Consider the following 13,856-nt stretch of genomic DNA (forward strand, 5'->3'; position numbering starts at 1 on the left):
AAACTCCCTGTTACTTTTTATTGCGGGCGTCAATACGGCGCTGGCGTTTTTCAATTTTTGCTACTTCCATTTTCCGTTTCTTTTTATAGCCCGGCTTCACTTTTTGCGGGCGGCTTGTGACCGCTCTGACTTTCGGATTGATCTTATCTTCTTTTTTCTCCCGTTTTTTACGGCGATTACGATCGGCTGTTTCAACGATTTCTCCACCTTTGATATCACCATTCGAAAACGTAATATCGCGTTTTTCCAGTTTTGCGATCGCATCTTCATCAGCCGGAAGATAAACTGTTGCACAAATGCCGGATGCACCGGCACGGGCTGTACGGCCTGCCCGGTGAATGTAAAAGTCAAGATCTGCTGGCAGCTCATAATTGATTACATGACTAACGCCTTCGATATCAATACCGCGGGCAGCAAGGTCTGTTGCGACAATATAACGGTACTCAAGGTCATGAACCTGCTTCATCATTTTTTTCCGTTCACGAGGCGGCAGGTCACCGTGGATACGACCGGTTTTCAAGCCTTTTGCCGCCAGCTTATCCGCTACTTCATCCGCTTTTTGCTTCGTGTTTGTGAATACAACAGCCAGATACGGATTAAAGGCTTGCAGTAGATCATACACAACGTCTACTTTATCACGGCTCTTTGCCGCTACAAGCAAATGTTCGATGTTAGCGGCAGATGCGCGTTTGGGCTCAATGTGTACGTATTCCGGATTTTCCATGTATTTTTTCAAAAAAGGTTTTAGTTTCTGCGGAATAGTAGCAGAAAAAACAAACATGCCAAGCTCTTCTGGCATACCGGATGCAATTCGATCTACATCATTGATAAAGCCCATATCAAGCATTAAATCGGCTTCATCTACAACAAGCATGTCCGCTTTGTGAACAGAAATCGCATTTTCGCCAATAAGGTCAGCAATTCTTCCCGGTGTCCCAACCATGATGTGTGGTGGGTTTTTCAATCGCTCTATATCCCGTTTTTTATCCGTTCCCCCGACAAAATGACGGATAGAAATTTCTTCCTCCGATTCTTTTGCCACTTTTTGAAATGCCTGATAAATCTGTGTGGCTAGTTCGCGCGTCGGAGCTGTAATTACAGCCTGCACTTCTTTTTTGTCGGTTTCGATACGGTTTAAAATAGGCAGTACATATGAATGGGTTTTTCCTGTGCCCGTTTGGGATTGTCCAATTGCGCTTTCACCTTTTAGGATAAGCGGAATCATATTACGTTGAATTGGCGTAGGCTCTTTGAAGCGCAGCGCTTCGATTCCTTTATAAATAAACGGCTTTAGACCGTATTGTTCAAATGTATAGTTTGCCATATGGCATCAAATTCCTTTCACGTTCAAAGTTTATGCACGTTACGATAATATACTAAAAGCGTTAAGAAAGCAAAAGAAGGTTTACGCACATGATCTTTCCAATATGAATACGATAGAGAAAAAGGAAAGGGTGACTACGTTGCTGCCTCGATATGCACCGAATGCCAGACGTGGATTTTTTTATACTCCTCCCCCTACCCACCCGCCTGTTCAGCCGCCAATGCCTCCGTTCTTCGGTACAGCCGCAAAATCGGGACGATGGCTGGAACAAGCCAGACAGGTCATGGTGACTGCTGAACAGATGAGGCCGTTGATTGAACAGTACGGCCCACTTGTTAAAAACCTTCCGGCTATGTGGAGGCTTTACCGGACCGTACAATCCATGCCGGACCCTGAAAGCGATCCACAGCAAGAAGTAAAAGAAGCGGCAAGCACTCCGCCTCCACAGCGTGAAAAAAAGCGGACAGCTGAGTCTGTGCCCTGGTTTCCGGGCCGGCTTGATTGATCGCTTTGTTTTCCCTGCTTTCTCCTTTATAATAAAGTGAGAAGCTGGAGGAGGATGCTGTATGAAAATAATAAAAATTTCACCACGCGGTTACTGTTACGGTGTTGTTGATGCAATGGTTATTGCCCGTAACGCCGCTCTTGATAAAACATTGCCGCGTCCGATCTATATTTTAGGCATGATTGTACACAACAAACATGTTACAGATGCTTTTGAAGCGGAAGGCATCATTACCCTTGACGGAAAAAACCGAAAAGACATTATTGAGCAGGTATCAGAAGGCACAATCATTTTCACGGCTCACGGTGTGTCGCCGGAAGTACGGGAAATTGCCCGCCAAAAAAACTTAACGACAATCGATGCAACCTGTCCGGATGTTACCGTTACCCATGATTTAATCCGGGCTAAAAAAGCAGAAGGCTATCATGTGATTTACATCGGAAAAAAAGGGCATCCGGAACCGGAAGGCGCCGTTGGTGTGGCACCAGAAATTGTTCACCTTGTGGAAAATGCAGACGATGTTAAGGCGCTGGACATGAAAAATGATAAAATTATCGTTACAAACCAAACAACCATGAGCCAATGGGATGTTATTGATATTATGGATGCGATCAAAGAAAAGTATCCACATGCGGAAATGCATAAAGAAATCTGCCTTGCGACGCAAGTGCGGCAGGAAGCAGTGGCTGAACAAGCCGGTGAAGCAGATGTACTGATTGTCGTAGGAGATCCGAAAAGCAATAACTCCAATCGGCTTGCGCAGGTGTCTATTGAAATTGCCGGCACCACTGCATACCGGGTGTCTGATGTTTCTGAAATTAATATTGATTGGCTTAAAGATGCCGAAACAGTGGCTGTCACCGCCGGCGCTTCTACACCAACACCTATCGTAAAAGAAGTGATTCAGTTTTTAGCGGCATTTGACCCCGAAGATGAATCAACCTGGGTACGCGAGCGAAAAGTGCCGCTTGAGAAAATTTTGCCTAAAGTAAAAAAATCAACGTTAACCTCACGTTAAAAAAGCAGCTCCGTTATTGGAGCTGCTTTTTCATTTACATAAATTGAAAAGGGTCTGTTTCAACGGCAGAAGCCACAAATTCAACAGTCCAATTTTGTTTGGAGGCCTGCTCGTGAAGAATGGCTGCTACGCCTTTTTTCATCACTTTCTCTACGTTATGCCCCGGATCGACAACAGCGAGGCCTTCAGCATCTGCATCATGGGCAGTGTGATAATAAAAATCACCTGTTACATACACGTCTGCCCCTTTACGCAGCGCCGTCTGCCAGTATTTGTTGCCGTCTCCGCCCAATACGGCTACTTTACGGACAAGACGTGCTTTATCACCGACTACTCTTACGCCTCCAGATTGTAATGACTCTTTCACATGCATAGCAAACTGTTCCAGTGTCATTTCCTGCGGAAGCAGGCCGATACGGCCAAGTCCAAGCTGTTCTCCTTTGTTTTGAAGAGGATAAATATCATAAGCTGCCTCTTCATATGGATGGGCTTTAAGCATGGCACTGAGCACTTTCTTTTCTATGTGAGCAGGATAAATCACTTCGATTTTTTCTTCCTGTACTGTTTCTAAGCGGCCGCCGGCTTGGCCGATAAAAGGCTCAGCTTCTTCACCAGGCTGAAAACGCCCTTCTCCTTGTTGAGAAAAAGAACAGTTTTGATAATTTCCAAGAGCTCCAGCGCCTGCTTTGCCAAGCGCCTCTCTTACGGCTTCTGCCTGATCGAGCGGCACAAAAACGGCCAGCTTTCTCAACTCTTCAGCTATGGTCGGCACGAGCACTTCTGTATTCGTTAAGTGAAGAGCGGAAGCCAGCAGGTCATTTACTCCGCCTCTCGCTACATCCAAATTCGTATGAGCAGCGTATACCGCAATATCATGCTTAATCAGCTTTTCAATGACTCTTCCTGCTGTCTGGTCCGTTTGAATGGCACCAAGCGGCCGGTAAATAAGCGGGTGATGGGCTATAATTAAATCAATGTTTTCTTCGATCGCTTCATCCACGACGCTTTCAAGAACATCCAGCGCAATCATAACTTTTTTGCACGGCTTGTTTAAGCGGCCGATCTGCAATCCGACTTTGTCTCCTTCCATTGCATAAGATTTCGGTGAAAATCGTTCAAACAGCCCAATAACCTCATGTCCGTTAGGCGTTTTCATCGGCGATCACTTCCTCAATCCACTGTTTTTTTTGTTTTAACTCGCTTTTCTTCTTTTCGGTGCCCTCTGTATGCTGGGCATCTGTTAAACGGCTGAGAACATGGTTAATTTGGTCAAGTTCCCGCTGCCATTTCAGCCGGAATGCGTTGTTTTTCTGCTTGATCAAGAACGGTCCAAAGAGCAATTCCTTCGGCGACAAAGCACGTGACGAGCCGGCTGTAGCGCTGATAACCTCATACAATTGGCCATCTTCTTCTAAAATGGCTTCTTGTTCTATGGTCCAGCCATTTGCATCAAGCCATTCCCGAACTGCATGGCCGGCAATATTCGGCTGCAGAACGAGCTTTGCAACCCCGGCAAGCTTGCTCTTTCCTTCTTCTAAAATCGATGCGATCAGTGGACCTCCCATTCCTGCAACTGTGATGCACTCCACTTCTCCCGCTTCCAGCACGGCGAGTCCGTTTCCTTTACGCACATCAACTTTCTCTGACAACCCTTCTGACAATACCTGCCGTCTCGCAGACTGAAAAGGGCCTTCTACCACTTCTCCTGCCACAGCCCGGTCTACCAGTTTTTTTTTCACCGCATAACAGGGCAGATAAGCATGATCTGAGCCAATATCCGCGATTGTTCTGGCTGGTGCAATAAACGAAACAACCGTTTCGAGTCTTTTTGATAACTGATTGCTATTCATATATGTTCACCGCTTTTTATTAAAATTCTTTCCTATCTTATCACATTTCAAAAGAAAAAAGGCCTTTGCATATAGAAAGGCCTTTGTGGAATGTTATTATTTAATTTCAGCCACCCAGGCTGCCATCGCCTCGGCGTTTTCCTGGGGAACAAGACCTGCCGGCATACCGCCTTTACCGTTTACCACAATATCTTGAATTTCTTCCTGGGAAAGCTTTTCTCCTACTCCAACGAGCGACGGGCCTGCACCGCCTTCATAGTTGCTGCCATGACAGCTGATGCAAGAGGACTTATAATGAGCCTCCGGATCAAATTCTCCCCCTGCCGCTGTTTCGCCGCCGCCTTCTTCTGCTGTCTTTCCTTCCTCGGCTCTTTCTTTTGCGTTATCAATTCCATCCAACGACAAAAAGAACATCAATCCGAGCCCAAATACCGCAATTAATAAAAATGGAATTAACGGATTACGATTCATGCTGTTTCCCCCTCTCTTTTTATGTAAAAAGAAAACTGAAAAGTACAAACACTTATTATTTTACTTGAAAATAAAGGTTACGAAAAGGCTTACTTTAAAGTTTTTCCCCTTGCGGCAGACAGTTCAGCTGCCCTTTTAATATTGCAGCCAGAAAAAGAGAAGCACGATAAGGCCCAATCCACCGGAAATAGAAAAGTAAAACAGCTTGAGCTTTACACCGGTAAAAATCCAAAGCAGACAATTCACAGCAAGAAGCCCATATAAAGTATAAGGATGATCATGAAAAATCCGGGTATTTAATTCCAAGGAGAGCAGCAAAAGCAGGACAGCAGCACCTAAAAAAAGCATAGGCGCCAGCACTTTTTGGCGTGAAAAATAAATGGCCAGCAGCAGCAGGCTTCCGACAAAACTTGTCAAAATCACTGTTTGCAAAAGAAAAGACAATTCCGTAAAATAGAGAATACATACAGCAACTGGCAATAAAAGCAGTGCAAGCAGTGCAGTTGACATGTGAATTCGCTTCAATTGGGCGCATCTTCCTGATTCTGTAAATTCTGTTCCTTGTGTATAAAGCGCTAGTAAATAATCACAATAATGTGGAGGCAGCATTTGGTTGTCTTTCCAGAGAAGTATTTCCTGAATAATAATGTCTTTTTTCGTTTGTTTCACCCTGCTTCACACCCCAATACACAATACTATTCGTGACCGGCAAGGATTATCCTGCTTTTTTGCACGAAAAAAGCCGGGAAAACCCGGCCTTGAATTTAACTTATTCTAAGAAATCCTTCAAACGTTTGCTGCGGCTTGGATGGCGGAGCTTACGAAGGGCTTTTGCTTCAATTTGGCGGATACGCTCACGCGTTACACCAAATACTTTACCTACTTCTTCAAGTGTCCGTGTCCGTCCATCATCAAGGCCGAAACGAAGGCGAAGAACATTTTCTTCTCGGTCCGTTAAGGTATCTAGCACGTCTTCAAGCTGCTCTTTCAACAATTCATAAGCAGCGTGTTCAGACGGAGAAGTCGCTTCCTGATCTTCAATAAAGTCGCCAAGATGTGAATCATCTTCTTCCCCAATTGGTGTTTCAAGTGAAACAGGCTCTTGCGCGATCTTTAAAATTTCACGTACTTTTTCAGGTGTTAAATCCATTTCTTCTGCAATTTCTTCCGGTGCCGGTTCGCGGCCGAGATCCTGAAGAAGCTGGCGCTGTACACGAATTAATTTATTAATCGTTTCAACCATATGAACCGGGATCCGAATGGTGCGGGCCTGGTCAGCAATGGCACGGGTAATCGCCTGGCGAATCCACCATGTGGCATACGTACTGAATTTAAACCCTTTACGGTAGTCGAACTTTTCAACCGCTTTGATTAAGCCCATATTTCCTTCTTGAATCAAATCAAGGAATAGCATGCCACGGCCTACATAACGTTTGGCAATGCTGACAACAAGACGCAGGTTCGCTTCTGCTAAACGTCGTTTTGCTTCTTCGTCTCCCTCTTCAATCCGGTGAGCCAGTTCAATTTCTTCCTGGGCAGACAAAAGATCAACACGGCCAATTTCTTTTAAGTACATACGAACGGGGTCGTTGATTTTCACTCCAGGAGGAACACTTAAGTCGTTTAAATCAAACTCCTCATTTTCTTTTTCAAGCTCCTGGATGTTCGGATCGCCGTCATCGTTGCTTTCTTCTTCATCAACGAGTTCTACTCCCTGCTCTGTAAGGGATTCGTAAAACTCATCAATCTGACCGGAATCCACTTCAAACGAGGCTAATTTGTCCGCTACGTAATTGTATGTTAATTCTCCTCTTTGTTTACCTGTCTCGATAATAAGTTCTTTTGCTTTTTCAAGTGTTAATTCAGCTTCTTTGGAACGTGTTGACTTTTCAGCCATTAGTCCCCCTCCTTCCAACTTCCTGGACAATCTTAGCGGGCGAGTTGTTTTTCAAGCGAAATGATTTCATGCAAAATTCGGGCAGCTCCTACATAATCATGACGTTTTTCTGCCTCAATCCGCTCTCTTTTTTTCTCTTCGATTTCCAAACGGCGATGCTGTTTTTGAATTTCTTTTACATAATCGGAAAGCTCTTCCTCGCCAGGCTCGCCGCTGACTGTTGTTAAGCTGATGTCAACAGCGAGACGCCTGAGCTGGCTGTCCTGCAGTACAGACAAAAAAGATGCCATATCCGGTTCTGTTGTTTGTTCATAATATCCAAGTAAATACGTAAACAGTGCCTGGTGCTCATCTATGGAAAACGAATCTCCTTGAAGCATCATCCGGATTCGTTCTGCGAGCTCAGGATTGGCCAGCATATGAGCCAGCAGTCTTCTTTCAGCTGTTTCATGACGCGGATACTGCCGGATCACCCGTTCCCGCTGTGGAACATTTGCGGGAAGTTCCTCTTTTTGAGGCAGGGCCGGCCGCACCGGACGTTTTTTTAAGAATAATGCTTTTTCCTGTTCCTGCAGTGCCTGCAGAGACAGTGAAAATTCATCAGCCAGCCGGCGTAAGTAATGATCCCGCTCTACTGCTTTTTTTAATCCGGAGATTTCTGTCAGCACTTCTTCAATATAGCGGAACTTTTGTTCATCATCCCGCATATTTTTTCCGCGCTTTAAAAACTCCATTTTAAACGCCATCAGTGTAAGCGAAGAATCCTTTATATAAGCAGAAAAAGCATCTGTACCTTTTTGCCTGATAAATTCATCAGGATCAAGCTGTTCGGGAAGAATCGTGACTTTTACGCCGATATCGTGACTGTCAAGCATATTGGCCGCTTTGTAAGCAGCATTTAAGCCAGCTTTGTCCCCGTCATAACAAATGACCGCTTGATCACAAATGCGCTTTAACTGCCTGATGTGCTCTTCCGTAAGGGCGGTACCCATAACGGCTACCGACTGATGAAAACCGGCTCTCACCGCTGCAATAACATCGGCAAAACCTTCAAAAAGGATAAATTGTTTTTGCTTTTTGATTGCTGTTCTTGCTGCATGAAAGTGGTACAAAAGGCTGCTCTTATGAAAAATGGGTGTCTCGGGTGAATTTAAATATTTTGGCTGCCCTTCTCCAAGGTCGCGGCCGGAAAATCCGGACACACGCCCCTTTTGATCATGAAGGGGAAACATAATCCTGCCGCGAAACCGATCAAAGTAACGGCCGGTTTCTTCGTTTTTAACCAGCAGGCCAGCCTGTTCCATTCGTTCAACAGAAAAACCGCGTTTTGTAAGAATGTTTAACGCAAATTCAGGCTGCGGCAGTGCCCAGCCGATTTGAAAGCGGTCAATGTCTTCGTCTGTAAATCCGCGCTTGCGCAAATAAAAAAGCGCCTCACTTCCTTCTTCTGTATTCAGAAGCAGGTGCCGGTAAAATTTCGCCATCAGTTCATGCGCTTCATACAGATCGGCATTCTCATCTGTTTTTGTCGTTTCTTCGCTTTCTGATGGGGAAATATCCAGTGTGATCCCTGCACGGTCAGCAAGTCTTGCCGCCGCTTCCTGAAACGGAATATGGTCGATTTCCATTAAAAAGGTAAACGCGTTCCCTCCAGCGCCGCAGCCGAAACAATGATAAATTTGTTTCTCTGGCGATACTGAGAAAGACGGTGAGTTTTCACCATGAAATGGGCATAAACCGAAGTAATTCCGGCCCTGCTTTTTCAACTGAACATACTCTCCGATTACATCAGCGATCTCAACACCCTGTTTAATTTGCTGAATGGTTTCTTCAGGTATTCTTCTGGACAAATGACATCACCAGCTGTAAAATCGTATTTTGTTATTTATTCTACAAACGTGAGTAGAATCCTTCTTTTCGCACAAAAGTTCGTCGAAAAGAACTTCTTGCTGGGTAAAGACTGCCACCTGAAGGGTTACATAGATAGTTTATTCTTTTGAAGGCAGGTCTAAACCTTTTTGAACATTTTTATCACAATTTTTTATTATAGAACATTTCCATGAAAATGAAAAGTACATAATCGACTGATTATGTACTTTTTCGGCTTCGATAAAGGCTCATAATAATATTCGCTGTTTCTTCCACCGCTTTGTTGGTTACATCGATGACGTCACAGCCAATTCTCGCCGTAATCTCCTCGAAATACGTTAATTCTTTTTTAATACGTTCTACATCCGCATAGCTGGCGCTGTCGTCCAGTCCTAAAGAAATCAGCCGCTCACGACGAATCGAATTCAGCTTTTCTGGACTGATCTTCAAGCCGATGCACTTTTCTTTTGGAATCGTAAATAATTCCTGCGGCGGGTCCACTTCCGGTACAATCGGTACATTTGCTACTTTTACCCGTTTATGGGCTAAAAATTGTGAAAGCGGTGTTTTGGATGTGCGCGATACACCGATTAAGATAATATCAGCTTTTAACAACCCGCGTGGATCACGTCCATCATCGTACTTTACCGCAAATTCAATCGCATCCACCTTTTTGAAATAATCCTCATCCAGGCGCCGTACAAGCCCCGGTTCAAATAATGGCTGCATGGTGTACATTGATTCAAGCTGGTCCATAAGCGGGCCGATTAAGTCAATGACCTCTATATTATTCACATCCGCAGATTTAATCATGTATGCACGAATATCCGGTTTTACAAGCGTGTATACAATAATCCCGCCATCTTCCCTGGCCAGGTTAATGACCTCATCAATATGGGATGGGTCCTCTACGTAAGGAAATCGTTTAATGACGGCGTGAGGGCCGCTGAACTGGCTTAAAGCTGCTTTTGTGACAAGTTCTGCTGTTTCACCGACGGAATCGGATACAATATAAATGATCGGATCAGTCATGCATGGTAGCCGCCTTTCTTTTAATGATCATCTGTCAGGGACACAAGAGCCCGGGTAATCGTTGTTTTGGTGACCCGGCCGGTTACTTCCTGCCCTTTGTCAGTTTTTTTCACAACAGGCACGCAGTCGATTTGTTTCTCAAGCAGCGTTTTTGCCACATCCAGAAGCAAATCATCCCGCTTACAAACCGCAATATTAGGCATCCGCGTCATAATAATATTGACGGGAAGAGAGTTTAAATCCTGCTTACCGATACTGGCTCGAAGCAAATCTTTTCTTGACAGGACACCTGATAAGCAAAAAGATTCATCCACCACAAACAAGGTGCCGACGTCTTCAAGAAACATGGTAACGATCGCATCATAGACGGTTGACTGCTCCTTCACCACGATGGGCACCGCTTGGAAGTCGCGCACATACAGTTTCATTAAACTCTCTGTCATAAGCTGCGGACCGGACTTTCCTGTGTAAAAATAACCGACACGCGGACGCGCATCCAAGAACCCGGCCATTGTTAAAATAGCCAGGTCCGGACGCAGTGTAGCACGGGTCAGGTTAAGCTGGTCCGCTATACTTTCTCCTGTAATCGGACCGTTTTCTTTTACAATTTCAAGAATTTTTTCCTGCCGTTTATTTAGTTCCATCGTCCTCACCATCCCGTCAATATAAATCCCGTTGTTTTATGTCATCTTCTTATTATAACTTATTTTTCCTGATTCAACAGCGGGCACCGCAGGATGGACCGGTTTATTTTACAAGAACAGCCGGCACTTCTGCGAAGTCAAGAATAAAGCGGGCCAGATGCGTCATCATCGCTAAGCGGTTTTGTTTAAGTGCCTCGTCTTCTGCCATGACCATTGTATGATCAAAATAATCTTCAATAGCCGGCTTTAAGGAAGCAAGAAGGCTGTAACGGGCTTTCGCTGATGCCGTCTGGTTCCATTCACTTTGTAACGTCTCATATCCTTTATACAATGCTGCTTCCTGGTCGTTTTCAAACAATGATGGATTTACCGTGTGTTCGCCGGCTGCTTTTCTGGAAATATTCACAATGCGGCTCAGCGCTTCCATCGTTTCTTTGAAATCATCATCTTCTTTATGGGCCATTAACACCGCAGCTGTTTCTTCCATGCTCTTCAGCGTTCCTGCTTTTGTTAAAACAGCATCAATAATGTCATATCGAATGCCTTTTTCCTGAAGAATATGCTTCACACGAAGCGAGAAGAAAGAGCTGATTTCCTCTTGAAGCGTTTCGGCTGTTTTATCGCCCACATGGTCTGCAAGCACTTCTTTAATCGCAGCAGCAATCACGTCTTCAAGCGGTACATTCCAGTTCTGCTCCAGCATTGTCTGTACAATACCTGCTGCCTGACGGCGGAGGGCGTACGGATCTTGAGAGCCGGTCGGGATAATTCCAACTGCGAAGCAGGCCGTAATTGTATCAAGCTTATCTGCGATGCTGACAAGGGCGCCTATTTTCGTTGTCGGAACGGCATCATCTGCTGAACGCGGCATATAGTGCTCATTAACCGCCACAGCTACTTCTTCTTTTTCACCTTTTTGACGGGCATATTTTTCACCCATCACGCCTTGCAGCTCTGGAAATTCATACACCATTTGTGTGACAAGGTCAAACTTGCAAATTTCTGCTGCGCGGTCTGCCAATGCTTTTACCTCGTCTGTTACACCGATTAACTGGGCGAGACTTGCTGTAATACGGCGAATCCGGGACACTTTTTCTGACAGTGTGCCAATTTTTTCGTGATACACAATTCTTTCCAGCTTTTGAAGAGAATCTGCAATCGGTGTTTTCTGATCTTCTTTGTAAAAGAAGTCGGCATCTGCTAAACGGGCACGCAATACTTTCTCGTTGCCGCGTGCGACTTTCTCAATCGCATGAGTGTTGCCGTTGCGGACGGTAATAAAATGAGGCAGCAACGTACCGTCTGCATCTTTAACCGGGAAGTAACGCTGGTGCTCTTTCATAGACGTAATCAGCACTTCCTCCGGCAGATCCAGAAACGCTTCATTGAATGAACCGGAAAGCGCCGTAGGATATTCGACGAGGTTATTCACTTCCTCTAAAAGCGATTCATCTACAGGAATGGACCAGTTATTTTGATTTTCCAGCTCTTTTAATTGGGCCAGGATCATGCTGCGGCGTTCGTCAGGATCTGCAACGACAAATTCGCCTTTTAACGTATCCACATATGCTGCTGGTTCTAAAACAAGGGCTGACGTGCCCAGGAACCGGTGTCCCACCGTTTGATTTCCGGCTTCAACATTTGCTACTTTGAATGAAATGACGTTCTGTCCAAACAGGGCTGCTACCCATTTAATCGGACGCACGTAGCGAATGTCATTGGAACCCCACCGCATGTTTTTGCCGAATGTTAAAGAAAGCACAACATCTTCAAGGCCTGAAAGAAGCGCGGCTGTTTCCTGCCCTTTGACGAACTTTTTCACATGCGCGTATTCAACACCCTTTATTTCTTTAAAGTAAATATCATCGGTTGTCATACCCTGGCCTTTTGCAAAGCCAATGGCCGCTTTTGACCATTCGCCATCTTCTGTCTGCGCAATTTTTTTAGCTGGGCCTTTTGCTTCTTCATTAATATCTTCCTGTGCTTCCGAGACATTTTTCACAAGGACAGCAAGACGTCTTGGCGTCGAGTATGTTTGAACATCTCCAAAGCTGATGTTTAGCTCTGTTAAAAAAGCGGCTGTTTTATCGCCAAGCTGCTTCATGGACTGCGTTACGAAACGGGCTGGCATTTCCTCCAGGCCGATTTCCAATAAAAGATCTTTACTCATGAGCCGCGTCTCCTTTCCGGTTTAAAATCGGGAAGCCTAATTTTTCCCGCTCTTCATAAAATGTTTTCGCTACTTGACGGGCAAGATTCCGCATCCGTCCAATGTAAGCTGTCCGTTCCGTAACCGAAATGGCTCCTCGGGCATCCAGTACGTTAAAAACGTGCGAACATTTCAACACATAATCGTATGCCGGATGAACAAGCCCCTCGTCCATTTGGCGTTTTGCTTCTTTTTCGTATACGCTGAACAAGTTAAACAGCATATCTGGATCAGACGTTTCAAATGTATATTTTGAATGCTCAAATTCCGGCTGATAAAAAATGTCATGCACGGTAAATCCGTTTGTCCATTCCAGTTCAAAAACATTTTCTTTGTCTTGAATATAAGAAGCCAGACGTTCGATACCATACGTAATTTCAACAGATACCGGCTTGCACTCAAGTCCTCCAACCTGCTGGAAATACGTAAATTGAGTAATTTCCATTCCATCAAGCCATACTTCCCAGCCAAGGCCAGCGCAGCCAAGCGACGGGTTTTCCCAGTTATCTTCTACAAAACGGATATCATGTTCAAGCGGATCAATACCAAGCGCTTTTAATGAATCCAAATACAATTCCTGAATATTGTCTGGAGACGGCTTCATAATAACTTGAAACTGGTGGTGCTGATACAAACGGTTTGGATTGTCTCCATATCGCCCATCTGCCGGACGGCGGGAAGGCTCCACATAAGCTACATTCCACGGCTCCGGCCCAATAGCCCGCAAAAATGTATAAGGGCTCATCGTACCTGCTCCTTTTTCCACATCGTACGCCTGCATTAAAATGCAGCCTTGATCTGACCAATGCTTCTGGAGCGTTAAAATCATCTCTTGAATATTCACTTTACTTCCTCCTTTTTATTAATAAAGCGCAGGACGTCTCTCGACCTGATCGTATCGAAAGCTGGAAAATCATTTAAAGAAAAAAGTTATTTTAACAGCAAAAAGCCCGTCCCTATGTAGCACAAAATTGTGTACATAGGGACGGGCTTTTGCCCGCGGTTCCACCCTATTTGCCAAATGGCCGCTTTCTTTA

At 44.9% G+C, this 13,856-nt stretch carries 13 protein-coding genes and 1 other annotated feature (1 of these 14 cut by a window edge); of the genes, 2 read left to right on the forward strand and 11 right to left on the reverse strand.

The genetic code is table 11. The features are described from left to right. Positions 1–10 precede the first annotated feature (10 nt). Positions 11–1,324 (reverse strand): DEAD/DEAH box helicase, encoded by a 1,314-nt coding sequence (locus RG959_RS02105; protein WP_342795758.1) that lies wholly within the window; start codon positions 1,322–1,324, stop codon positions 11–13. A gap of 139 nt (positions 1,325–1,463) precedes the next feature. Between RG959_RS02105 and vrrA the strand changes: the two genes are divergently transcribed. Continuing rightward, positions 1,464–1,829, forward strand: a complete 366-nt coding sequence (vrrA, locus tag RG959_RS02110) for a VrrA/YqfQ family protein (protein ID WP_251271050.1) — start codon at positions 1,464–1,466, stop codon at positions 1,827–1,829. A 61-nt stretch (positions 1,830–1,890) separates the two neighbouring features. Next, a complete protein-coding gene (locus RG959_RS02115; RefSeq protein ID WP_342795759.1) occupies positions 1,891–2,847 on the forward strand; it encodes a 4-hydroxy-3-methylbut-2-enyl diphosphate reductase in 957 nt (318 codons plus the stop codon). A gap of 34 nt (positions 2,848–2,881) precedes the next feature. Here RG959_RS02115 and RG959_RS02120 read toward each other — a convergent pair whose 3' ends face one another. From RG959_RS02120 to glyQ, 10 genes are all read right to left on the reverse strand, one after another. After that, the gene (locus RG959_RS02120) at positions 2,882–4,003 is read right to left on the reverse strand and encodes a Nif3-like dinuclear metal center hexameric protein (RefSeq protein ID WP_342795760.1); all 1,122 of its coding nucleotides are present in this window, start codon (positions 4,001–4,003) and stop codon (positions 2,882–2,884) included. Further along, positions 3,990–4,697, reverse strand: a complete 708-nt coding sequence (locus RG959_RS02125) for a tRNA (adenine(22)-N(1))-methyltransferase (RefSeq protein WP_342795761.1) — start codon at positions 4,695–4,697, stop codon at positions 3,990–3,992. Before RG959_RS02125 ends, RG959_RS02120 begins: the two co-directional genes overlap by 14 nt. 96 nt (positions 4,698–4,793) lie before the next feature. Beyond that, positions 4,794–5,168 carry a cytochrome c550 gene (gene cccA, locus RG959_RS02130; RefSeq protein ID WP_342795762.1) on the reverse strand — a complete coding sequence of 125 codons (375 nt, stop codon included), beginning with the start codon at positions 5,166–5,168 and terminating at the stop codon, positions 4,794–4,796. A gap of 135 nt (positions 5,169–5,303) precedes the next feature. Further along, positions 5,304–5,837: a hypothetical protein gene (locus RG959_RS02135; RefSeq protein ID WP_342795763.1), complete on the reverse strand. Its 534-nt coding sequence runs from the start codon at positions 5,835–5,837 to the stop codon at positions 5,304–5,306. A 100-nt stretch (positions 5,838–5,937) separates the two neighbouring features. After that, positions 5,938–7,065: an RNA polymerase sigma factor RpoD gene (gene rpoD, locus RG959_RS02140; RefSeq protein ID WP_242233431.1), complete on the reverse strand. Its 1,128-nt coding sequence runs from the start codon at positions 7,063–7,065 to the stop codon at positions 5,938–5,940. Positions 7,066–7,097: 32 nt separating this feature from the next. Beyond that, positions 7,098–8,915: a DNA primase gene (gene dnaG / locus RG959_RS02145; RefSeq protein WP_342795764.1), complete on the reverse strand. Its 1,818-nt coding sequence runs from the start codon at positions 8,913–8,915 to the stop codon at positions 7,098–7,100. 238 nt (positions 8,916–9,153) lie between these two features. Further along, positions 9,154–9,966: a pyruvate, water dikinase regulatory protein gene (locus RG959_RS02150; protein WP_251271057.1), complete on the reverse strand. Its 813-nt coding sequence runs from the start codon at positions 9,964–9,966 to the stop codon at positions 9,154–9,156. A 20-nt stretch (positions 9,967–9,986) separates the two neighbouring features. After that, the gene (ccpN, locus tag RG959_RS02155) at positions 9,987–10,622 is read right to left on the reverse strand and encodes a transcriptional regulator CcpN (protein WP_285879657.1); all 636 of its coding nucleotides are present in this window, start codon (positions 10,620–10,622) and stop codon (positions 9,987–9,989) included. A gap of 91 nt (positions 10,623–10,713) precedes the next feature. Beyond that, positions 10,714–12,780: a glycine--tRNA ligase subunit beta gene (gene glyS, locus RG959_RS02160; RefSeq protein ID WP_342795765.1), complete on the reverse strand. Its 2,067-nt coding sequence runs from the start codon at positions 12,778–12,780 to the stop codon at positions 10,714–10,716. Then, positions 12,773–13,663 (reverse strand): glycine--tRNA ligase subunit alpha, encoded by an 891-nt coding sequence (glyQ, locus tag RG959_RS02165; protein WP_242233427.1) that lies wholly within the window; start codon positions 13,661–13,663, stop codon positions 12,773–12,775. Before glyQ ends, glyS begins: the two co-directional genes overlap by 8 nt. Before the next feature lie 134 nt (positions 13,664–13,797). After that, positions 13,798–13,856: a binding site (T-box leader), on the reverse strand; it runs 109 nt beyond the window's last position.

It is taken from the genome of Domibacillus sp. 8LH (assembly GCF_038806185.1).
In the GTDB taxonomy this organism is placed as follows: domain Bacteria; phylum Bacillota; class Bacilli; order Bacillales; family Domibacillaceae; genus Domibacillus; species Domibacillus indicus_A.